This window comes from uncultured Microbulbifer sp. (genome assembly GCF_947489355.1).
Classification (GTDB): Bacteria; Pseudomonadota; Gammaproteobacteria; order Pseudomonadales; family Cellvibrionaceae; genus Microbulbifer.
Window position 1 is genome coordinate 124158 of record NZ_CANLDD010000003.1, and the last position, 25968, is coordinate 150125.

The window sequence follows — 25968 nt, forward strand, 5'->3', positions numbered from 1 at the left end:
CATGCTCTATGCAGTACGCGGGCGCGAAGGTATCAGCGCCATTGATATCAGTGACGCTGCTAACCCCTTAGTGATCGAAGGCTTTGGCGTTAACCAGAATTACCACCTGGATCAGGCCATCGCCACACCCTACGGCGTTGTGGGTATTGGTTATCACACCGACAGCCAGGTGCGAGTGATACAGGTCTTCCCCGATGCGGTATTGAAAATCCACAGCGTCGATCCTGTAGACAGCATCGTTTCTCTCGATAGCAACGGCGAGAGAAAAATTCGTCTGCGTTTTAACAAAGCTATCGATCAGTGGCCTGACAATCTCAATTATTTTGATATCAGGGATGTCAATCACCAGCGCTTGGATTTCAGTACCGAGATTATTAATAACGACGCCATTCTCACGCTGACAAATCCTGCGCAATTGAATAACGGTTCTCAAATTTTTGTCACCGTACGCAAAGGGCTGGCTAACGTAAAACAACTCACCAGCAACGTGCACACAGTGCTCTATGAATTAGCACGGGATGTAGCCCTGAATTTTGCTTACCGCGAAACCGATGAACAGATTGCTAGGCTTGATAGCGTTGTTCCCCGTCGTATACAGATCAATGAACCACAAATACTCACCCTCTCGGGTATCGGCCTGGTGGAAAATGTCGATCAGCTGCGTGTCTACGTAGGTCATTACGAAGCGCAGATCGAAAGTATCCAAGCTGATCCCAGTGATGCCCGTGTGGCGATTTTGTATATCAATGTGCCTGGAATCAGCACACCTGGATTGCTGGATGTTCGCGTTGAAGTGAGCCAGGGCACTGTTACCCAGTACGCCAGTATCCGCGGCGCTGTGGTGGTTGATGCACCTATTACAATTGCCGAGAGTACTCCGCTGTGGGGGCCGGTAAGGGGTGGCACTGTGCTGACAATCAGCGGCAGTGGTTTTGAGCCTGGTAATACTGTTATGGACGGCACCCAGGTATTTATTGGCGATGCGCCGGCCAGAGATGTTGAAATTTTATCCACTGAATTGATGCGGGTAATCACTCCAGCAGGTATTTCGGGACGTCACACTCTGCGCGTGGATAACCGTTACGGCGAGAAGTCGGAGCTGTCCAAAGAAAATGGTTTCGGTTACGGCATGAAACTATTGGGTCAAACCAGAGCCGATACGGTTGCGCCAACAGATATCGAAATTGATTACAGCACCGGTGTGGCGCTCACCAGCGGTGGTTATTTCTTTGATACCTTTGACACCATCAGCTATCAAAACGAAATTTTGCCGGAATCTAATCGCGCAGCTAGTTTTGATATTCAGGAAGCGGCCAACCCTCTGCTGGTGGGTGGTGCCCCAGCGTTGCTGTCTGGTCCCGCGGCAGAAAGCACTTATAAAGATCTTCCGCTCTATCTGCGTTTGAGCCGTCTGGAGTTCCGCACTGTAGAAGAGCAGGAGTTACTCGACTCGCTCAGCGATCAGGTGATCCCCAACAGCCTTGATTCTTTGCAGGTTAAACTACTGACAGAAAAAGAAGGCCTGGATATACAAAACCTGGTTGAACGCAAACGCCTCTATGTAGCCAATGGTCTCGACGGTGTGGCGCGACTCAATGTGGACGAACAAAACGGTCTGCAATTGTTGTCTACCGCATTTGAAGAAGATGAGTTAATTACCCGCTTTATCAAATCCGGTAATGCGCTTTATGCAATCGCCGGTGAGGGTGTGGCGGATTTGAATCTGGAAGCTCCCTGTGACCATGGCAATTCCAAAACTGGTGAGAGTGCCTTAAAGCTTGCCTACTGGGGAGATTACAGTGATCCCATTACACTGGAACCCAAATTTGAACTGCAGGGTGCCTACGGATTCTATCGCGATGATCAATGGCTCTACGCTGGTGGTGATTACCGCGGCCACCAATGGGTCGCAGCGGAAGAGTGCAAAAACTTCTCGCCATTGACCGCTGGAAGGCCCTATGACTCGGGGCCCAGTAAAATCAAGGCGCAACACCTGTTTGATTCGGCGTTAACCCGTGAATACGCCTTTGACCACAACGTGATGGATATTGCCAGCTTCGGTGATTACTTGATCGTGGCTTTGAACAACGGTGGTGTAATTATTTTGCACAAGTCCTACCCTGAGGAACGTGCTCATATCGCCATTGATGAAAATATTCAGTCCAATGCCATTACACCCTATAACGTTGATGTCTTTGGTTCGACCTTGTTTGTTTCAGGTTACAACGGCGGTGTGCTGGTTTATGACATTTCTGAGCCGCTCAATCCGCAATTGATTTCAGCTGGTAACCGCGAGCGCATTGAAGCACTCAGTTATTATAAAGAAAGGCTGGTGGCTGCCTCTGGTCGATCCGGTTTGACCACACTCGAGTTACCCGGTGCCATCGTGGTGAAAAGCTCCGTTGAACGCGGCGGATTTGTGCTGCCCAATGAAAATGTCTCGGTCACTTTTAATGAATCCATGGCTGCCGACTCTCTCTCAACGCCCGGAGCTGTGGTAGTAACCCGTCTGTCCGATCAATCTCAGGAAGCGGTTACCGTCACCCCTGTAGGTGAGCAAAATAACGGTAATGTTGAGTTTGAAATCAGTTTTAACAAGGCCGCCGGTGAACGCTATCAATTGAGTGTGTTCAGTGCCGATAACCTCCGCGGCGGTAGCTTGTGGGCACCATTCAATGTGGTTTTCGGTGTGGCAGAAGCCGCAACTTTGCGCCCGCAGATTGAGACACTGACGGGGGGAGCTTTCCACCGCAACAGCGACGCTGTGGTAACAATAAAAGGCTCTGGCTTTGATAGCACCAATGCCAAGGTGTATGTGGATGATTTCCAGGTACCCTACACCTGGATTGATAACAGCACATTGACAGTTTCCACAGTATCTATTGGACAACTACCCATCGATGCGGGCATGTATAGCCTGCGTGTGGAGTCTGGAGAGTTTACCGACAGTTACCTGGGCGCTATTTACTTAGCCGATACCCTCGACAACGCTACACGCTTTACCTTGAGCGAAGAGTCTGGCCCTGCTACTGGAGGCGCAAGGCTGAAAATCTCTTCCAATGCCAATGTAATGTTGCCTGGCGCGAAAGTATTGATGCGCTCGAAAAACAACTACGAATTGTCTACTCAGCGGATCGATGAAATTACTTACAGCTTGAATCTTTTTGACAATGTTGTCTCGCCCCAAGAGTTTGAGTTCCGGGTGCCAGGTATTGTCAATTCCAACCTGTTGGACAACAACGATTTATTGTTTGATGTCTATATGGTGATGGACGGCCAGGAAGTCCCGGTGGGGCAGTACGTCTATGTTTATGACCTTGGCCACCAGGCAGATCTTCCCAACTATCCACCCATGGTAATGGGCGCGATGCAGGCTCAGGGTGAGACATTGTTTATCGGTGTGCGCGAAGGTATCGATGGTCCTTACACCATGCGTTACGGGCTGGATATTTTAGACACCCATGTGCTAGATAATGTTGATCGTCTGGGTTACCTGCGTCTCAGCTCACCGGTATTTGGTTTAGAGCTGCAAGACCAGCTTGCTTATCTCGCTAATGGCGAGAGCGGACTGACCATCGTTGATATCGCCGATAAGTCTGCGCCCTTTGCCGTACAAAGTATTGCGTTGACAGGGTATTCCGCCAACGATGTGACTTTGGACCGCGCCGCCAATGTATTGGCTGTTGCCGCTGCCAGTGAACTCGGCGATGGTTTTATCCGTTTCTTTGATGTGGCAACACCGACGTTCACACAGCCTGAAGGCTACGCCACCCTTGTCTTTAGTGAAGGCGACCTCGAAGGTAAACCTATACAGGTCAGCTTCTGGAATGAAAAACTCTACGTAGTATTTGCTCGCGGCCAGCAATTGATGCTTGCGGTATTTGACGATCCTAAAGACAGTTCGCAATACCATGTGCAGATCATTGATCGAGGTGTGAGTGAGGATATTTACAGTGTGTCCTTACTGGTACAGCAAGATCAAATTCTGCTGACCACTGATCGAGAGTACCTGATGCTGCAGGCCGATCAGAATGGACACTACCAGACCAGCTATTGGCAGAAAGTTGAGGCCGATACAGTGTTGTCTGTGCTCGATGGTGGTGTCATGTTTGGCGATAGCCAGGGCCTGACTCGCGTAAGCTCCGGTAACTTGACGGTTGCAGATATCAGACCGGGCAGTGGCGCCAAGGTATCTGCCAATGAGCAAATTGAAATTATCTTTAACGATCATATCAATACCGATGCTGTGTCCTTGAGTGATATCAGTGTGAAAGACAGCAGTGATACTGAATGGTCGACAGAGCTGCAGCTGGAGGCAATCAATACCATTACCGGCGGTAAGATAATTCTGACCCTGCCTGGAGAAGGTGTGATTGGTGCTGGTGAGCTGACCTTGAGTGTCGACAATATTGTCGGGCTCAGTGGTCGCACGATGATCTCGGCTTACACCACACGACTAGAAATGCTCGCCAGCGTCAAGCCAAGTATTGACGAGGTTTCGCGTCTGTCCTTGGCCGATGAATTAATGGGCCGCTATATCCACGGTGATGGCAGTGAGCGTGCAAAAATAATCGGTGCAGGCTTTGGTACGCTTAAGGCAGATCTGCAAATCTCCATGGGTGGGCACCCTCTGGCGACAGAAGATATTCTCACCCTAAGCGATACGGAAGTCACCGTTAAGATCCCGGCACTCTTTACCGGGGCTACAGTGGCGCCTCTTAGTGTGACCGTCACCCGCGCTCAGGCGAAGGGACAACTGATCGGTGCACTGGTGATACTGCCTCGCGCGGAAGTTGACGACATCTATCCGCTGATTGGTTCACCGGCCGGTGGCAATACCGTAGATATTTTCGGCTACGGCTTTAACCCCACCACAAAAGTTTATGTCGACGGTTTGCTGGCTAATGACATCGATGTGATCGCATCCCACAAAATCACAGTGAAGATGCCTTCCGGTGATTTCGGTTATGCACGCGTGACGGTTGTCAACGAGCAGTTCCTGGATGAAGTGGCTATCTCGCCGGTGGAATATTTCTATGCCGGTCAGCCTACAGGAGAGCTGGCACTGGACAACGAGTCGGCAAGCCCGGTTTCGGCGCTTGCTTTACACACTGAGGATCAGGAACAATCTGATCAGAGTGGTACGCAATTGCTCTACATTGCCACTGGTGGCGAGTATGAAGCCTTCGATGTGAAGGGTAATGTCAAAGGCAATCTAAGCACATCCACGGCGAAGTTGATGGTAGTGGATGTTTCTGATCCGGTTAATCCCATTGCGGTTGAGAAAACTACCGACAACGGTGACTTCCCGTACTTCTATAAATCTACCGTTAACCCGGCAGGCTTCAGTGATCTTGAAATTGACGGCAACCACCTGCTGGTCGCCGGCGGCGAACGCATAATGCATTTTGATATCAGTCTGGCCAGTGATCCGTTCCTGCTTGAGACTTACTTAATGCAGCACGCAGTCATTGCCATGACTGCGGAGCGAGGCCTGCTCTACGTGGCTCACACTGATGGCATTACCATTTACCGTTACGATGCCCAGCAAACTCTGGAGGCACTACACACCATCGACACTGCTGAGCTGGGTGGACAGATTCAGCAACTGCGTGTGGACGGGCAACATCTGTGGACGATTAATAACGAGACCCACGAGATACTGGCTGTTGAGTTGACCAGTGGTCGCTTCGTCATTGATCAGCGCATTGCCTTGCAAGATGCGGGAGCAAACACCGTTGACGGTGAAGACCTTCTGGTAATTGATAATTACCTCCTGGTTTCCACAGGCAGTAACGCCACTGTGCAGGTTTACGACCTGCGTGAAGCAAGGCCTCGAGCCCGCGCTGATCTGCGTCTGATGTACCTGCAGAAAAACGGTAACAGCTTCGCAGGCAACATGATGCTCTTCGGACAGACACTTTATGTTTCCGGTGGCCACGGCGATGTGCAAATATTTGATATTTCTCCCTGGTTGCACGGGCAGTTCAACCAGCCGGTCGATATCGATCACTATTTCTCCGTAACAGGTGCGGTAACCGATCTCGCTTTTGAAGGCAGCGCGCTTTATGCCGGTACAGGGTTTGTTTATGTCGATGAGGAACCTGCGGAAAGTCCGCTTAATACTGATGAGGCTTTCACCGGTCCTGGAGGCGGGGTTAATACCATCGTTAACGATCGTGTAACGATTGTAGACCACCTGCCAAGTGCCAATGGCTTGCTGCCGTTTGGTCAAAATGTCGAAGTGCAATTCAATCGGATTTTGGATTCCGGACAAATACAGTCTCTCGGTGAGCAATTACTCGAAGTGTCCATCGGTGGTGTCAAACTCAGCGGCAGTGTTTCCTCCACGATCAATAACCAAGGTACGCGCCTGCGCTTTATCAGCGACAGTGCATTGGTTGACGGTGAGACCTATTGGGTGAGATTGTCTACAGGTATTCGCGATATCCACGGTGAAATTCTAGGCAGTGAATACCGCTATCGATTTATTGCCACCGATGATATCGCACCACAAATTACTCATATTGAGCCAAGCATAGGTTCCTGGCGTGGTGGTGCCGAGGTTACTGTCTTGGGTAGCGGTTTTGCTGGAGACACTCTGGTCAAACTCGGCGGTGTGCCGGTAACACAACTTAATGTGCTTAATGACGGCGAACTGAGCTTTATAGTACCAGCGCTCGCTGTGCAGCCCGAAAGTAATCTGGCGGCGGCCATTGAAGTCAGAAATGGTAGCTTAAGTGATTTCTGGCCTGCGCAGTTTACATTTGTGGCCGACCCGCGCATCGACAATATCGGTGCTTACGACCACTTAAATAACCAATACCAGTTGAGCCAGAAACACTTTCACTTCAACAGTGATGCCTTTATTGCCATCGAAGGTAAGGGGCTTAACCGATTCACGAAGGTAGAAATAAACGGCGAAAGTGCTATTGACCTTCGTCTGCTCGATGATCGTCATCTGGGTCTGCGTTTACCCGCTAATACTGTCGGGCCTCTGACAGTGGAAGTTTACAACGATCCCAAGCGTGCAGATGTGGTAATCGATCAGTCGCTGTCAGTGGGATTGAATTCCGCAGTGCAATGGAACGGTGTAGGAGCTGTGGCACAAGCCGAGGATTTCCAGGCTCTAATCAATGGAAACGTTTTGACCTTGTTGTTGGCCAGTAACAGTGCGCAGCCCACAAAACTTGCCACCCTGGATCTGCTGAAAGAAGCAACTGGAGTTGCCATCAGCGATCAATTTATTGCCGTACTGCACAGGGATGGTGATATCACGATTGTCGATTACACCAATCCCTATCAACTGCAGGAAGTCAATCGAATTCGAAACGCCGAGCGTCGCGATTATAGTGCTCTGGTGTTGAGCAATGATGTACTGGTAGTTACCGATGGAGACGTTGATAGTAGTGGCAGCGTGTACACCGGGCAGGTTTTCGCATCACAACTCAGTGATAGTGGTGTCAGCGCAGATACCATCGCAGCCTATCGCCACCTCGTCTTTGTGTTGAACAGCACTGATTTATCTGTCTATAACGGCAAAGACTTCGCAGCAGTGCTAGCCAGCGCGACTACGCTAAGTGATGCAGACAAACTGGTAGTGGCCGATCAGCGATTGCTGGTGGCCAGCCAATCCCATGTGCAGGCCTTGAGCTTCAGTGGTAATAAACAATTTGCCTCGCTGGCAAGTCTTGGCGTTGCTGAATTTGCTGGTGCCTTGGATGCAACATTGGGTACTGTGCGGGCACTGGCTGTCAGCGGCGAGCTTATGGCTATCTTTGCTGATGAAAACCATATTGTTGACCTGGGCAGTGCAAGTAATGATGAGTTGTCCTTGCGACCCATCGCAGCCTTTACTGGAGGTTCGAACCTATCGGCTGAAACTGTAATCTTCCGTGGAGAACAGCTGAGCTGGATTGAAAATAATTCCCTGGTTAATACCGTTGTACCTATGGCAAACCTATGGGCACTGGAACCGGGTATTGTTTTACAAAACCAGAGTCTGGTACAGGGACGAGTCAGCGGAGAGTTGGAAGCTTGGCGCAATGTTGTCTTTACCGTTACAGACAGTGTTAGCCAGGAGTTGGACGGTTACACTCAGCTCAATGGCGATAACTTGCTTTACCAGGTTACCGGTAGCGGATATGCGATGGCTGCTGAGTACGACATCGCACTGTTTAATGAGCCGAGAAAATCGGTAGACGGCGGGCGGGTTATTTTTGATTTACCCTGGCGACTTGCTAGTGCGCCTTTCTTCGACAGTGAAAATACAGAACTGAGTCGTCTGTCGCCGTCCCACGTGGTGGCAGGTGTTAGTCAGGAGTTTGTTCTCTATGGCCAACAACTCAATCGAATCAGCGAAATCAAACTCGGCTCCCTCACTTTGTCCCCCGTTGATTGGACCCTTAACAGCACCAATAGTGAGCTGAGCTTTTCTGCAAACCTTACTCAAGCAGGCGTTTATAACTTAATTGTCACTATCGGTTCGGGAGATAACACCGAGGTGCAGCAGCTGCCCGGTGCCATTCTGGCAACGCCGGCACTGCTGATTAACAATCTCACAAGTGACAACCCCACAGGACCAGCGTTTGTCAGCGACAGTGGCCAGGACATTATTTCGGTTACCGGTATCGGTCTAACCGGCCAAATTAATGTTCATTTCTTTGAGGCAAATGCAGGATATGTGGCCGATGCAAGTAATCGTTTGGACTACGAATTAATTGCTGATGGAGTGTCCTTTGTCAGCCCGACAACTCAGCCGGGAAGGCAATATCAGGTAGTGGTGGTATCAACGGGTTCTGGAGAGTCTGTGGCTGCGACTCAATTGTTGAGTTCCGTGGATGATACTCGTCCCCAATTGACAAATACCCAAGCCCTGAGCGAAAGCCAAGACCTGGTTCTGCGCTTTAATGAAAATATTGCCGTGGGCGGTTATCAGGTTACTGCCAAAGATAAATCCTATCAGGCGCAACCCGATAGTGATGTCAGTAGCCAGTTTGATGTTGTGGTTGTTGAAAACTCACTGCGCTTGGGTTTCAAACCGGGCTTTGGTTTTGTCGACAACAGTCAATTTGAAATAACACTTTTTGGTCTGGCCGATGTGGCGGGCAATCAGGTTATTGATAGCGGAGCCATTGCCGCTGGCATGTACAGTCAGCAATTGAGCACTCCGGATACTTTGGAGCCGCGAAACATTGCAATTACACGACTGAGTGATAACCAAGTACTGAGTGGTGCCAGTCAGTTGGTGCGCGGTAAAACCTATCAGGTCAGCATTGATGCCGAAGACAACACAGATGAAAATCTGAAGTACCGTGTACGCGTCTCGCTGGATGGTGGTGCCAGCTTTACCAGTTGGAATTCTGTCCATAGTCAGTATCAGTTCAATGTGGCTGAAACTGCTGACAGTACGCTCGTCATTCGTACAGAAGTTACCGATAGCGCTAACAATGCCATCACTGAAGACCTGAGCGTCGCGGTGGTAGACCCCGTACTGAATGTCTCGCGCATCTCACCTCTCGTAGCAGAAGAGATAGCGTCTACGGAAATGAGCTTTACCATCAGTGGTGAGGTGGACTTAATTACCGGCGCTAAGATCAATATCAATAATCAGTGGCTCGATGCCGCAACGCAGTTGACTGATTCCCAGACGCTGAAGGTCAGCACTCAGTACTTGCAGCCTAAGTTAAGCGATATTGCTCCGAGCACCAGCATCGATGTGCAGTTGCGCTTAACCTACGCACAAACTGGTATTAAGTTAATTGATGACAGCTATGATCTGACCCAGGATGTAACCAAGCCCGAGGTCAGTATTGTCTCGCCCCAGGACGGTGACACCATTGTCTTGAATGAAGAGACACGAGTGGCAATCCAGAGCTTCGATCGCTTTGGTATCAAGAGTGTCTCGGTATCCCGTGATGGCGGTGCTTTTGAGTTGCTGACAAATGTTGCTGAATACCGATTTACGGCAACTACTGAAAACCCTGTCACTCTGCAGGCTAAAGCCGTTGACCAGAATGACAACGAGCAGCTCTCAAGTTTGGTTACGCTCAAGCCCTACGATCCCGAAGGCGAAGAGCCGCGTTTAGTGATACTGAATCCGGTTCAGGGTGCAACCCTGCGCGAGAATCAAACGCTTGAGTTTGAAGTCTTGATGCAGCGCGTCAACGACGCCTACCTGCACCTTGAACTTGGTGGCCAGGCTGACAGCTCTCCTGTGCATCTCACGCGGGGTGACAATGATCCTGAACGCTTCAGTGTTGCAGTGACACTGCCGCAGGTCACCACCGACAGCGTCGTACTGCTGAAACTTACCGACGGTACACTGGTTCATCGCTCGCTGATTAATGTGCAAAATGACACGGGCATTGATGAAAATATCCAGCTTGCTATCAGTCCGGCTACTTCGGTTCTTTCTGGCACAGGTATCTGGGTTGAGGCTTATCAACCGGAGCAGATGCAAGACTTTGATCTGTCTTCTCAGGTAAGTGTTACTGACGGTGCAGATACCACTGTTCTACCTATGGCAGAGACTTCGGCAAGGGTAGCGATTAACAGTGCTGATAACTCTGTTGATGTCACCGCCGACTTGGTGGACCTGTCTCAAAATGTTAAGCAGATTGTCGAGTCGTTGAGCAAGCGACCTTACCTGACCGGCACTTCCACAACGTTGGTGTCTACCAATAGCGTCGATGAACGCATTGTTGATACAGCTCTGTGGCCTGGGCGTGGATTGGTAGTTGCCATTAACCAGCCGCAAGGTTTCCGCCTGGCGACTGCTACTGAAATACTGCTAACCCAAGGCTCCGGTTACCTGGAATCACTGGACTACACCGGTAGTGGGCTTGTAGCTGTAATTGTTGAATCAGGCAATCGTTATCTTCACTTCTGGGATCACGCACTGACCCCGGCAACACCGACGCGTTTGTGGGGGGATTACCTGGGAGCAAACGGTCGCGATGTATTTGTGCAAATGGGGCAGAGCTTCTCGGTGTCCCGTTTGGAGCAGGGGCAGTGGCACAGTGTCATGGGCGCTAGCCACGGTGAACCTGTGCTTGCCGCCCGTGTACAGGATAACCGCTTGTTTGTTCTTTCAAACAGTGGTTTGACCCTGTATGAGAACACGCAAAACCTTGATGCCCGCTTGTTGAAAGTGACAATGACGGCAGTGAGTGCCGATGATTTTGCGGTTAACGGTGAGCAGATTATTTACTGGAAAAACCGCGACCTCACGTTTGGCCGTTGGTTATCTGATAATAATCTCGCCATCGATCATCACTACCCAGAGTTTGGTGAAATTGAACAACTCAATACGGCCGGCGCTATTAGTGATGATTCTCGAGTATTGGTGAAACTGTCTAAGCAAGGGCAGGGACAATACTGGGCTGTATTCGAAAATGGACAGCTGGGCGGCTGGCTCAGTGGAGAGTCTGTCGAGGGTAAATCCCTCGAGATGCGCTCGGCGCTGGATGGTTTGCTGTCCATTCATTCTGACCGGGTGGATGCACATTCCTTTGCCGATCTACAAACCAGTGTGACTCGCAATGCAACCCTCACTGAACACCCGGGTGTACTGCTGATTGAAGTGGGTAATATGCTCGAAGATCACCACTTCCGCGCGGTGAGAATCTACGACGAGAACAGCAATCCAGTTGAGTTCTCCAGGCGTTGGGTTGACGGTAAACAACTGCTTGCGGTTGAGCGCCGAAACCTCACAGCCACGACTCTGACCATCGAGGTGATGACACCGTCAGCAAATTACACGACTAATGTTGCTGTACCTGCGGCAGCTATTGCGATGCCTTTGGTTACGCCGGAGTCCAATATCGCCGTGGTCAAAGGTGCGCTGATACCGATGACGGCAAGTTGGGCTGAGGCAATGACTGCGCGAGTAACGTCAGCGGATCTCGACTCTAACCCTCTGGTATTACGCGCCACCGATAAGGGGCTGGCGGGATGGCTGACTCTGCCGGAAGCAACATCGTTAAGTGTGCTGACTACGACGGTGGAAAGTGAAACACCGCTGCTAAGCAGTCTTAACCTGGTGGATAATGATTTCACTCAGGGAAGCCTGACCATTGTTTCGCCGCAAAATAACCAGCAGTTCTTTGAAGGTGAAACCCTAAGAGTAGATTTCCACGCGTTATTTACCCAGCCTCAGATCACAGATGACTTTAACTACACTGAAGTTGCGCTGTTTGATTTCGATGGCAACCTGGTGACTCGCACTCTGCTGCAAAACGCCGCCGGTCAACTTGATCTGCGACTCTTTGCCGTGGCTGAGCAGGATAACTACACCTTGCGAGTGCGCGCATACTGGGGTGATCGATTCGATTATGTCGAGGATGAGATCGGCCTGCGAATCCTGCCGAAAGAAGTCAGCCTGCCCTTGACCCTGAGTGGTATGGGGCCAACGGTTCTAGGTGGTGCTCAACTAAATCTGCGTATTGTTAGTGACATTGCTCTCGGCGCAAGCACAGAAATCAATGTTTACGATCACAACCAGGTATTGATTGCGAGCGGGAGCGAGAGCCTCGAGTTTACAGTGCCTCAAAGTGCTGAAAGCCTAACCGTGAAAGCGGCTATCGATGACGGTCTGGGTAATTCCACCGCTGTTGAGCAAAAGGCTGTAGTTGTAACCCCCGCACAATTTAGTTTGGGTGGTGTTGACCAGAGCTTTGATCTGTTCTTAAACGGAGTGGGTCGTAGCTACTACACGCGCAATCATCAGCTCTTTGATCAGAGTGGCGCACTGGTGAAGCAGTTTGATGCCAAAGTGACGGCCATTAGCTTTATCGATGATCGTATACTGGTTGCCCTCGACAATATCGGTGTGATGTTTGTTGATCCGGAGCAAAACTTTATTCGACTCGGCGATCACGCTATTACTGGGCACATTGATCACTTGGCTTACTTTGCCGATCAACTGATCGCAGTGCAGGGCAATCGTGTGACACTCTTTGAAGTCACAGGCAATGCACTGGAAGCTATAACCGATACGGTGGTTTCCGGGGATATTGTGGATGTGGTTAATCGCGATGGTCACTGGTATGTGTTGAGTGATGCTGAGCTGGTTTCCTTTACCAGCAGTCTCAGCACCCATAAAACCTGGCTGCGCAATCATTCCCTCAGTGCTATGGCTGTTACACCCCAGGGTATTTATATCGCCGAGCAAGCCGGACAATTGTGGCTGGTGAACGATGGGAATATTGAAAAAGTTGGTGAGCTGGAAGCAAGTGCTTTACCTGTCGATCGCCTTTTGGGGCTGCCGAATCAGTTATTGGCGCTTTCAACGGCGGATCAGTCCATCCAGTGGATTGATAATACCAAACCGCAACAGGCCTATGTCTTAGGTAAAACCCACCATGCACTGGGCTCTCAGTTGCAACACAGCGTGCTGCATGCAGGACAATTGCGCCTTGCGGAAGCTGATGATTTGTTGCTCTCGACGGCGACTAAGCCTGCTTACAGTTATTATGCGCCGACCTTAAAAGGTGGTCGTGTAGTAGATGTCGGTATCTACAAAGGTATGTTTAGTGCTGGTGCTGAAGATTATGGATTAATCTGGGGAGCTGAACTCAACAATAGTACGGTTGAGTCTGTTTATCCGTCGCCCTATGTGGCTAACACCACAAAAACACAGTGGTATAACGGAAAGCTTTACGCGTTGCAGGCTTCGCAAAAACGTATTATCGAAGTGCAGCCTGAGATTGATCAATCCGCTCGTTTGGTACAGCCCAAAACGCTGTTTAGCGGTGCTGAATTCGATCAATTTATTGTGGCGCAAGATATTATTGTCGCTTCCAGCGGTGAGTCTATTTTCTGGCGCGCCCTGGACAGTGGTTCTTCTCAATCAATGGCGGTGGGTGAAGGGGATACCGTTACTGCGCTTGCCCTGATTAATGACAATTTATTTGTTGCCACCAGTGGTGGGCGTTTGCTGCAGTTAGCTGGGTTTAACCAGACAGTCAACGCTGTTGATCTTGAGCCGGAGACTCGTTTGAGCACCGCTTCAGAATTGCGTTTACTGGCGGCTAATGAAGATTATCTTGTCTATGCGGTAGCCAGTGAGCTTTATCGCTATGATCTGGGTCGCAATCAGACCGTGCAGTTGAGTGCGCCTGCCGCCATTCAGGCCCTGGCAGTGGAAGGTGATCGAGTCTTTATTTCCCATGGTGTAACTGTGGCAGAAGTTTCTCTGTCACAGTGGCAATCAATCACTACCATTGCGACTCTACCATTCAATATCACCGCGATGGCGGTGAACAATCAACAGATGATTGTGGGCATGGAGCGTAATGGTTATCAGTTGTTGCAACTCGATAATCGTTATCCGTGGAGTTCTCCGGCGGTGGTAACCCCACAACACAATGGTGTATTTGAGCCAGGGGATAAATTAAATATTGCCCTTGCTGATACCCGAGGTGTCAGTGCAGTTGCCTTTACCATTAATGGGGAATTGGTAGCGGAAGTTAATGAAGCACCATTTAATGCCAATATTCTGGTTCCGGCCAACCTGCCTAATGGTAATGCCTTCGAATTGCTAGCGCAGATTGAGACTTATTCCGGACAGATAGTAAGTTCGGCGGTACGTACTTTGTGGCTGCAGGGAACCGATATTCCTGTTAACAGTTTCTTCGCTGAAATCGAAGCCGATGAAATCTCCTTTGTACCCAAGCCTCTGACTATCCGCGCCCATGTGCGGGGCAGTGACCACCCGGTGCAGCAAGTGGAGTTTTATCAGTCTTCCAACTACGACCCGCAGTCACCGGAGACTGCGCAGTTTGAGTTGATCGGCAAGCACTACGGCCCAGACTATGTCATCTACAAGAACTATCAGGCAGAAGACTCTGGATTGCATTTAAAAATTCGTGCTGTTGATGTGTTCGGCAATAAAACAGAATCCAACGTGGTGGAAATGAAACGCTTCGTGGATGAATTGCCGCCGAGTGTCTCTATGGATATCGAAGGCGAGTGGCTGGCCGAGAATATTGTGCCACCCGCACGACCTGTCACTGTGCGCTTGAGTGTTGCTGATTCAGGTAGTGGAATCGACTTCGTCACACTTACACGCGATGGTTATGTTGTTGCTGCGCAGTTCGAAGCCGGAGAGCTGGTTTATACCGAAGCTTCTCCTGCGCTGAACACAACCTATGTGTTTGAAGCAGTGGCTACAGATAATGTGGGTCGAACAGAGGTTGTGCAGAAATCCATTTCCACAACCCTGGATACGAAACCAGTAATGGATAATCTGGTCACGCCCACACAACTCGTTGAACGAGCTGATCTCGATCTTACTGTGGCCGCCAACGATGACCTGGGAATATCAGCCGTTGAAGTTGAGTTGGAAGGTTCCTTCAAACGCTTTGAGTTTGACGGAGTCACCGCTATCAATGAGCAATTGACGGTATCCACACAATCGGCTGTGACACGATTGAGCCAATCTTTGGCAACCGATGTAAAAGTGACGTTGGTAGACAGCTTTGATCAGCGCACGACTATCACCCGTCCAATTACGCTGTTACCTGATACAGCCCCGGTATTGGACGGCCTCAACGTTGTTGTTGCGGATAACTCTTTCTACGGCGATTTGTTAAAGCTGTCTCTCAACAGATTAGAGACAGTGGATGATCGTGGTTTGTACGGACTGCAGGTTGACCTGATGGTTCGTGGCAACGGTGGTGATCAATGGCAAAATCTGTGCAGAGAAGGCTTCAACCAACAGTGCCCGACGCAACTTAACCATGTGGTTGAAGTACCTAGTCTGGCTCTGCCGAACGATATTTTGTTCCTCAAACTTCGTGTTACCGATGCGATGGGACAAAGTGCTGAAGGTGAATTAATCTCTGTTGTGCTGACACAGCAACCGAACCTACTGGTGTTTGATAATTCGGGTACAACCCATATCAACCCCAGTGTGTTCAGTCTGCAAGAGGGAGCCACTCACCAGGTGCGTGTTGAAGACGCGGCAGGCAGACCTGTAAGCGGGCAATCAGTGGTGTGGACAATTAACACCACCGACGGTGAGTCTATTACTGCGGATACTGTGATTACAGATGCACAGGGCCTTGCACCTTTCTCCTGGTATGGTTTCACCAAGTCCGGGCAGGTTGAATTGCAGGCAAGCCTGCAGGATCACACTTATATCAGTGCTGCCCGCCAATGGGTGGAAGTTCTGGCTGCCGATGCCCACTACCTGGATGTGGATTATCTGCCGCCGGTTCAGGCATCTGACCTATTTGATATCAGGCTTACTGCGCGAGATACCTACGGCAATATCGTTGCCCACGACAATGAGCGTCAAGTGCGTGTACACCTCCCGGGAGATGGTTTCCACTTTGCCATTGCTGAAGGTGTTACGGTGGAAAGCTGGCTCGATAGTGATAACAACTTCCTCGGCGAACAGGCCACGGTAACGCTTTATCACGGTCGATCTACGCTGGAAGTGAGCGCCGGTATTAGCGCTGGAACTTACCCGGCTCAATTGAGCTACCCCCAAGACGATCGCATTGCACTGACCAGTCGTTACGATCACGACGCCAATGAGGCCAGCGATCCCGTGGTGATCAACAGTGTGCCTGTCATCGTGATTAACGGTGAAGCAACTGCGTGGAGATTCGTACAGGTCGGTGTGGAAGATATCTACAACGGTTATATGGATAAGCTTGAGCAGGGCGAAAAAGCGATTGTGCGCTTGGAACTGGTGGATAGTTACGGTAACCGTGTGCCCACACTGGATGTTAATAACACGACCGTAGCAGCCAGCTACAAAGTTGCTGTAACAGTTGATGGTTCAGCAGCCTTTGCCAACAGCACCCAGAGTATGGAGTTGGATGTCGTTAATGGTGTGGCTGAATTCACCTTGAGTGATGCTATCGCTGAAACGGTTACCCTGACTATGGGCGCTATTACACCGGCGGACACTCAACCGGCGGCAGCCTTCGCTGTGGAAACCTATGATGTGGTCTTCGCCAGAACACCGCCGCATATTGTTGCCAGTGAGTTTGAGAAGGTGCACGAGTCCCTCGATATTCCTCTGGTGATGAGCCTGAGCGAAGAGATGGAGGCAACCAACCGCAGCAAGTTTGCGTTGACCTTACTCGACGCACAAACCCGTGCGGTAGTCAGTGGGCAGGCATTGCTGGAGGAGCCGGGCCGTATTGTGTTCTACGCGCAAGGCCCGCTGAGCTTTAACCACTGCTATATCATCGACTCTAATGACTCAAACCTTGAGCGTATCGATGACGGCGCAGTGTTGTTGCCGCGTGAAGAAATCATTTGTACACCGCATATCGCTATGGATGAGTTCGATCAGAGCTATGCCATGGAAGACAGTCTGGTGGAACTCAACCTGTTGCCGTCAAGCAGCGAGTTTGACTACCAGCAGATTACCGACGGCTTTGTACAAATTGATGATGATACCTTTGTACTGGATTACCTGAAGCCCTCGATGGTTATGCCTCACCATTCCGATACGGGGCTTGATGATGGCACTTACGTCCTGATCCAACTGGGTGGTACTTTGCCTGAAGGCGACCTGAAAGTTGCCAATACACGCGCTATTCAAGTGTTGCAGTACGGCAAAGACTACGACCAGGATGGTATTGCCAACGAGATCGAAGCTGGTATCAATGGTCTCGACCCACTGTTGAGCGATTCGGATAACGATGGCACACCGGACGGAGCAGAAGATTACGATAGAGACGGCTTAGACAATGCGACTGAAGCAAGCCTTGGTACTGACCTTGAGCTTAAAGACAGCGACGGTGATGGTATCGAAGATGGTCAGGAAGTCAGCGACGGCACTGATCCCACTCTGTGGGACAGTGACGGCGATGGCATATCTGACCTAGCGGAAAAGAACGCAGGCAGTGACCCCAATGACAGTACATCCCGGGCTCTCAATGCCGATGATATTTCCGGGCTGCGCTTTGCCAGCAGTGAACTGCGCATTGACCTGAATGCACCAGTGTCTGCACCACAGTATCAACTGGAGGCCACTTTCTATATTGGTGGTGAGCTGAAAAGTGTTGATATTACGGATGTAGCCTTGTTCGGTATTGACTTGAGTATCGCCGATGAAATGGTTGCAGTTGTCAATAGTGGTGTTGTGAGCCCAGTCAGTGTGGGTAATACCCAAATGACTGCGACCTTCGGCTCTCGCTCTGCATCAATAGATATCCTTGTCTACAACGTAGTGGATATGGGCGATATCGTTTGGGAGAACGAAACCGTTAATCTCACCACGGCGATCATTGCCGACAGCATCACCATCCTCGGCAATGTGACTGTCGACAGTACCTTTGATATTTATGTTGATGGCAATGTCTCCATTCAGGGCACTAACAATACGCTGGAGGCCAATGAGCTTGCGATCACGGGTGACCTGAGTATTGCCGGTGCGCCAGAGGACAGCGATACCGATTTTAATCTCTCGCTCGGATTGCAAGAGCCACTGATGGTGGGAGGTAATATCGATCTCACTCAGGCGACGCTCACTGTGCCCAATACGGATACCAATCCGGCCAGCGACAGAGAAGACTATCCGCTGTTGTTAGAGGTTCTAGGAGAAATCAATGTCGATGCTGATTCTCTGATCAATCTCACTGGCAAGGGGTGGGATGGCTACAAGTCCGGTCGCGGTTCCTACGGTTGTTACGGTGGTATGAGCTCCATACGTCTGGCCTCCATGATCAGCGACAGTGACGATAAAGGTCATGATTGTATTCAGGGTTCTTACTCTGATGTGAATCTTCCTGGAATTGGTTACGACCAGGGTGACGGTGGTGGCTTTATCAGCATCAATGCTGCAACCCTGAACCTTGCCGGTCGTATTGAAGCCAATGGTCGCACCTTCAATGACTATCGCGATCAACCAGGCTCCGGTGGTGGTATCCGCATTGAAGTGGCAACACTGAGCGGCACAGGAACACTGTCGGTACAAGGCGGTGTTAATACCTACTCCGATATCAACAAGCATCACAGTGGTGCCGGTGGTCGTATCGCCATCTTCAGTGCCAACACCGCAAGTTTTGTCAGCGATGTGAGCCAGTGGGCAACAAGAGCTCAACTTGGCAGTGGGGCTGAAGGTCATATTGCCGGTGCGGGAACCCTTTATATCGCCAGCGATGCCAACCCGGATACTCACGGGGTATTGATTACCGATAACGGTGGTCGCGAAGTGATTCTGCCCTCTACGCCCATGAATGCTATCGGTGAACACGAGATTGACCAGGTCACGATTGATACCGATAAACCTGTGGAATTTGTGGATACCCAGGCAATCAATCATTGGGTAATCAAGCTGAAAAATACCACTATCGAATTTTCCGGATTTGAAGGGCGTTGGATCAGCCTGGAGCCGGAAAACGATAGTGCGACGCTGTACAAAATTGTCGAGCACACTTCCAAATCCATTACCGTGGCTACCAGTACCCACTTGTCACGCTGGTTTGCCAACCGGGCGCTGGATCAGCGTCGCCTGGTGGGTGTACACAGTTTTGACAGTGTGCGGGTAACCGGCGGTGCGCACCTGGATTTTGCCGACGATAAGATTCGCGTTAACAATTTGGCTGATGCGTTTGTCGATGAAATCAGTGCAATTACTTTATCGCCACGCTCTTTAGGGATTGTTGCTGCGTTTAATAATGTCAACGATCAAAATCATCGCGGCAGTGTGTTGCTGAATGATGCTGGAGCCCAGTATCTCTCAGGCATAAACCTGATAATCGACGGGGATCTCACAGTTAATGGCGATACGCAGTTGGTCTTGAGTGCCTACGAGAGTGTTACGGTCAACGGTAATGTAAGCGTTGGTAGCGGTGCTTCACTGAATACAGCCGTTCGTGGTCCTTGGCAAATCAATGGTGATCTCATCATTGCCAACGGTGCAGTACTCAGTGCAGAACCCGCCGATCAAAACAGTTCCCACCGTTATGTGTTTGGGTTGGACTTGACAGTCTCCGGTAAAGTCACTGTTGAGACTGGCGGTTTGATTGATCTCGAAGGTAAAGGTGCCCCTGCGTCCTTTAACTTCCAGATGTCTGGTTCTGCTAATCGCTACAGTCACGGCGGTGTGAATAACGCTGGCACCGATACGGGTTACGGACGTTTTGAACGAGCAACACAGCCTGGCAGCGGTGGTGAAGGCAGTGCCTCGAGTGCGACTCTGGAAAGCGCCGGTGGTGGCCTGCTCACTTTGAGTGCGGCGGAGATGACCTTAAATGGTGTGATCAACGCTAATGGTAAAGCCTCAAGTTCGGCGAGCTATCTCGGCGGCGCTGGCGGCGGTGTGCACATTGATGTGCCGGTAATTTCCGGAACAGGTTCCATTGAGGCCAAGGGGGCAGGTTTCGATCTCAACTCCCTGTCCAATGAAATCTCCGGCGGTGGCCGTATCAGTATCTGGACCAATGATTCCACTGTGATTAATTGGCAGCAGCCGGGTAGTGGAATTTTTGTCTCCACTACCAGTGACTATGCCAACAATAGTGCAGTGGTTGCCGGTGCCGGTACGGTATTTATCAAAATACCGGCAGAAAGTTATGGACACTTGATTGTCGATAACGGAAGTACCCGCACTCCTAAACCCGGCACCTATGTCCGCTCTGTAGGTGAGGCAACTATTACCGCTGTCGATGCAGTCAATGGTGAAGACAATACGTGGAAAATCAGTGTTGATTCCTCCGATTGGAATACAGATTCCCACGATGACTTCTGGACCTTCTCCATTGCGGGAACCTATGTGACTCTTGATGCCGATGATGCAGATGCACCGGTGTATCGTATTCTGCGCGGTGAGTATCGCAGCCTTGTGATTGAATCCACCGATGATCTTTCTGCACTGAATTTAAGTGGCAAGCGCCTGTTAGGTGTGCGCCGCCTGGATCGCTTAAGTGTGGTTAACGGAGCTTATGTGAGCTTTGGCGATGATCGACTGGAAATTCTCGATACCGCCAATTCGGTCCTGGACGAGTTAAGCGGTATTGACGCTTCGGTGCGTTCAACGGCAACAGAACTTTGGTTACAGGCCAATCCTTATGTGTATACCTACAATGGGTTGACCTATGCCGGTGCTATTACTGTTCCTGAAAATGGCAGCGGGTCTCTATCGGTACAGGGCATCGATGTCGATGGCGATATCGCCATTGGCTCCAATGCCACCTACGAAATACTGGGTGAGCAGGCGCTGCACATTAACGGTGATTTAACCTTAAGCCCGGCTTCAACACTGACGCTCATTGGTGAGAGCGTCGTTATCGCCGGTGATCTCACTGTGAGCGATGCCAGCCTGCGTCTCGGTATAAATACAACGATTGTTGTACAGGGTAATTTGTTGCTTGAAGGCAATGCCACCCTGACCACACCCACGGAGCCAAATCCGCTGTCTTCTTATCTGGAGGCTTACCCACTTCGCATTACCGTTACGGGTACAGTTACTATTGGTGAGAATGCGGTAGTGAACCTGGCTGGGCTCGGCAACGACTCCAGTGGTTTCGATTACGGTCGTGAAGGCTGTCACGCCGGGGCGCGCTCCAATGTAGAAACTGTGACCTGCAGTTATGGCTCTTACGAGTACGCCGCGCAACCCGGTGCCGGATACAGTGGTGCTCGTGGCGGCGGTGTACTGACACTGCACGCCCCATCGGTACTGATCGATGGTTTGGTTACTGTCGATGGTGAACAGGCAACTTACACTTATAATCCCGGTGGCGCCGGTGGTTCGGTGCACATTGAAACGGCTTCACTTCAAGGTAAAGGGCGTATTACAGCGAGAGGTACGGGTTACTCATTGAACTCGACCACCAACCAGATTTCTGGCGGTGGACGTGTTTCAATCATTACGCCGTTTACTGATGCGGTGACGCTGGACCAAGCTGATACCAGTCGTATCATTTTAGATGTGGCCAGCCAATACCAGGGTAGCGTTGGTGGTGCGGGTACGGTGTTTGTGAAATCACCAGCCCAAAGCACCGGACACCTGTGGGTGGACAATGGTGGACATTTGCAAACTGGAAAGCGTGTGGCAAATACTGCTGTGCCATCTGTTGGTGAGCATGAGATTGTAACCGTTGAAAAACTGAGTGAAGACAATCGCTACCGCATCACTGTCGCTAACTCCCCGTGGTCAAGTGCCAATGCCGAAATTGACGCGGGTATTGTTGGGCGTCTGGTGAGTTTGGATGCTGAAGATGCCCAAGCGCCTTTATTGCGTATCTTGACCAACACCAGCTCAAGTTTTGATGTGGAGAGTGTTGATGACTTAACTCAGGCCAATCTGGTGGGTAATAAGTTGATCGGGGTGCACAATCTAGCCACGCTCAATATCGTTGGTGGCGGACACCTCTCGTTTGGTGATGATTTAGTCAATGTGGATGATCTTCCAGGTTCTTTATTTGATGATTCAACCGGTATTGCTCTGTCTGAACGTTCTGCGGTCATCATCGATCATCTGGAAAGCATTAGTGATTGGGTTGTTATAAACGGCCTGCTCTATACACCTGAATTGAGTTTCACCGATGCGCAGACTCATGCCTTGCATGCAGAGGGTATTGTGATCACCGGTGACCTTGATATTGGTGGCACAAGTACATCGCTGACGCTTGAAGCCGATGACACAATTACCGTGCTTGGACGACTCTATGTTGCAGATAACGCAAAGTTGGACTTGATTGGCCAGAGTGTTCATATCGAAGCCAACCTGGAAGCGGTTGTCGGAGCTGAAATACGTGCGGGCATTGAAGATACGCTCTTTGTGGGTGGTGATTTAATCCTTTCTGGTGATAGCCATCTGCGTTCCCGCGATGACACGAATTGGAATGCGTTGCGCTTAAACGTCACAGGTGATGTGTCCATCGACAATACCTCCAGTATTGATGTGCAGGCACTTGGCCATCTCTACAGGGATGCTGGGCCCTACGGTTACTACGACAGTAACCGGTTTGGCTGTCACGGCGGTATGTCATCGGGGCTGACGGTGGATTGCACCTATGGTGACTACCGCTACGCCTTATTTGCGGGATCAGCTTCTACTTCCTCAAATTCTCGCGGTGGGGGGGCATTCTCATTGGTGGCCAATAAGCTCACTCTCGATGGTGTGATCAACGCTGATGCAAAAGCGACCAATGACTCTGCCGGCGGTAGTATCCATCTTGATGTTAAACATTTCGATGGTGCTGCCACAGGGGAACTGCGTATTCGAGGTGGAGCTAGTGACCTTGTCAATGACAACACGGCAGTGGGTGGTGGTGGCCGTGCCAGTATTTACGTCAGCGATAGTTTCACTTTTCAAGGCGCTTACCTGACAGGCAGTGTATTCCCTGGTGATGTTTCCGGAGCGGGGGGTGTGTATCTCAAAAAGCCCGGTGACCAGTATGGCGACCTGATCGTCGATAACGAAAATAAAATAGATGATAGCGGACGCACGCCGATTCGCAGTGTGGGCTATTTCGAGATTACTGATGTAGTCGCCCTGAATACCACTCCGGGCTCCAAGGAGTGGGAGCTGCATGTCAGCGGCGCAAATTGGATAGCCACAGATGACGATCTCGCTTTTGGTTTACAAGGTATTGAAGTGGTGTTGGATGCCGATGAATTTATCGACCAGGATAACCAATCAGTGCCGCGATTATTGGTAGAGAGAAATAGCCAGAATATGATAGTGGTGAAATCTGAACTGGATCTGACGGCTTACCTCAATAAGAAATTGGTTGGTTTGCATCATTTTAACCAGATAAGTATTACCAAAGGCGCACACGTGAGCTTCGGTAATGATGTGGTCATTGTGCATGACAATGGTGGTTTATCTGTGGATGCTAATAGTCAGTTAACAGCGAAGAAAATAATCACGCAATGATGGAGAGAAAGTTAAGTGGTTGATCTCTTAATATGATTTTAGACCTCAAGGACGAGGGTGCTGAGAAAATTAAGTAATGTTCAGTGGGGTAAGAGATGTTTTCAAAAAATAAGTGTATTAAATCAGTAATTGTGTACAAAGTATTGATTATTCACGCTGTAATTTTACACTGCCCACCAAAGCAAAATCTGAGCAGTCCATTTTTACACGCGAAGAAGCTTTAATTGAAATAATTTGGCTGCCATGGCGTGGCTGTTTATTAGATTACACAGTGCTTTATAGATAGAATATGGAGTAGGAAAATGAATAGACTTGTCTGGTCCTCGGCGCTTAAAAAATGTGCATTGTTTGCCCTGGTTATTGCAACGGCAAGCTGTAGCCAGGATGACTCTGGTGTCGTAATTGCAACCGTGGGAGATAAAAAAATTACCCAACAGCAATTTGATGATTACCTGGTCTTAAAGCGAATTGATAAGAACCGCATGGATGTGGTGGAGCGTCATAAGGAAGAGTTTTTGCGCCGCGAAGCATTGGCACTGGCCATTGAGCAGCATGCGGCGGCAGGAAAAAATAACCTGGATATGAAAAAAATTAATGCGGAACTGAATGAGTCTCGCAAAGATGTATTAATGGGTAGATATTTTGAGCAATACCTTAATGAGCAGGTCAGTGAAGAGGCAGTGGGTAATTACTACACCGCCAATGCTGAAAAATATGAGAGTAAAAAAGTACAGGTATCTCATATCCTGGTCCGCGTAAAAGCGCAAGCTACAGAGCAGGAGCGCCAGGCTAAATACACACTCGCTCACCAAATTCACAGTGAGTTGCAGAGCGGAGAGAGCTTTGAGTCTCTGGTGGAAAAATACTCCGAAGATGCAATTTCTAAGAAGCGGGCGGGAGGCTTGGGTTGGATTTCCGAGGGCGCTATTGGCCCTGAGTTTGCCAAACAAGCCTTTGAGGTTTTAAAAGCGGGGCAGACCAGTGAACCGGTGATGACGCAATTTGGCTACCACTTGGTTCGGCTCGATGAAGGTCCGGCTGTCATCAAAAGTCACTTTAATAAAGTTAAAGGTGATATTCGCTACCAGCTGCGCAAAAACGCCAAAGACGCTGAAATAGAGCGCCTGTTAAAAGCTACCCCTGTTGCGCAGAAATGAGTAAAGATGTAATGAAAAAAACTGTTATTGCCTCAGCGCTTTCATTGAGCCTGTTGTCAGGCTGTGGTGACGAAGTAGAAAAAACCAAAGTGGAAAAAGCTATCGTCGCAAGTCCAGATGTCTTGGTCAACGTGGAAGGTAACCCCATTTCCGCACTGGATCTGGACTTAGCCGTTGAGCGTACTACGGGCAGTGCCGGGATTTTTCAAATAGACGAAAAGGCGCGTGGAAAAATACTTGAGAGCCTGGTGATGTCCAAGGCGCTTGGACTCACTAAAGAAAATGAACTCAGTGAGCAAGAGCTGGCCAGCTTGAATCGCCAGGTGGCAGCTTACCGGGATGAGCTGCTGGCGAAGAAATATTTACAAGAAAACATCACTCCCGAGCCAGTCACCGAGGCAATGGTGGAAGCCTACTATCAGAACAATCAGGATCAGTACGGTGCGCAAGTTCAAAAGCGTTACGAGATTCTAAGAGCTAAAGGCAATATCAGCAGTGCCGAGCGCACCCGTATCATGGCCCAGCTCAATCTCGCGGCAAGCCGTGATAAAGAAACACATGACTGGCAGGCTCTTGCAAGGTTATTGGAGGCAAAGAAACTCCCGGTAGCCTATTCGGCGGGCGCCTTTGTACAGGGCACTATGGCAGCGGAGTTTGAACGTGTAATTAACCCGCTTTCTGAGGGGGATGTATCCAAAGTCTTTTTTATGCGCAAAGCGCCTGCAGTCGTGAGGGTGACTGAAGTGGTTACGAGCAAACCTAAGCCCCTCGCGCAGGTTAGAAGTGGCATAAGAAAGCAATTAGCCCCGGTACAACTGCGCAAGGCTATCAAAAAAGCGGCTGAGGAAGTCATGGCAAAGATGGAGATTCAATATCAAACATCGGTCGGCGAACAAAATCAATAGCGGATATAGCAACCCGGTCTGCTGTGACCCGGATTATTTTTCTTTAGGGTAT

At 50.0% G+C, this 25968-nt stretch carries 3 protein-coding genes (1 of these 3 cut by a window edge); all 3 read left to right on the forward strand.

From position 1 onward, the window contains the following. A protein-coding gene (locus Q1A48_RS03335) for an Ig-like domain-containing protein (RefSeq protein WP_299941170.1) crosses the window boundary here: on the forward strand, window positions 1-23854 show its 3' portion. It extends 14408 nt beyond the left edge of the window; only the last 23854 of its 38262 coding nucleotides appear in the window; its start codon lies beyond the left edge, outside the window; its stop codon occupies window positions 23852-23854. A gap of 302 nt (window positions 23855-24156) precedes the next feature. Further along, the gene (locus tag Q1A48_RS03340; RefSeq protein WP_299941172.1) at window positions 24157-25011 is read left to right on the forward strand and encodes a peptidylprolyl isomerase; all 855 of its coding nucleotides are present in this window, start codon (window positions 24157-24159) and stop codon (window positions 25009-25011) included. Between the two features lie 11 nt (window positions 25012-25022). Further along, window positions 25023-25916: a peptidylprolyl isomerase gene (locus tag Q1A48_RS03345; RefSeq protein WP_299941175.1), complete on the forward strand. Its 894-nt coding sequence runs from the start codon at window positions 25023-25025 to the stop codon at window positions 25914-25916. Window positions 25917-25968: the final 52 nt, after the last annotated feature.

Bases quoted from the DNA above. Each gene is read 5' to 3' on its own strand.
- Q1A48_RS03345 (WP_299941175.1), top strand. From the start codon at position 25,023: ATGAAAAAAACTGTTATTGCCTCAGCGCTTTCATTGAGCCTGTTGTCA.
- Q1A48_RS03340 (WP_299941172.1), top strand. From the start codon at position 24,157: ATGAATAGACTTGTCTGGTCCTCGGCGCTTAAAAAATGTGCATTGTTT.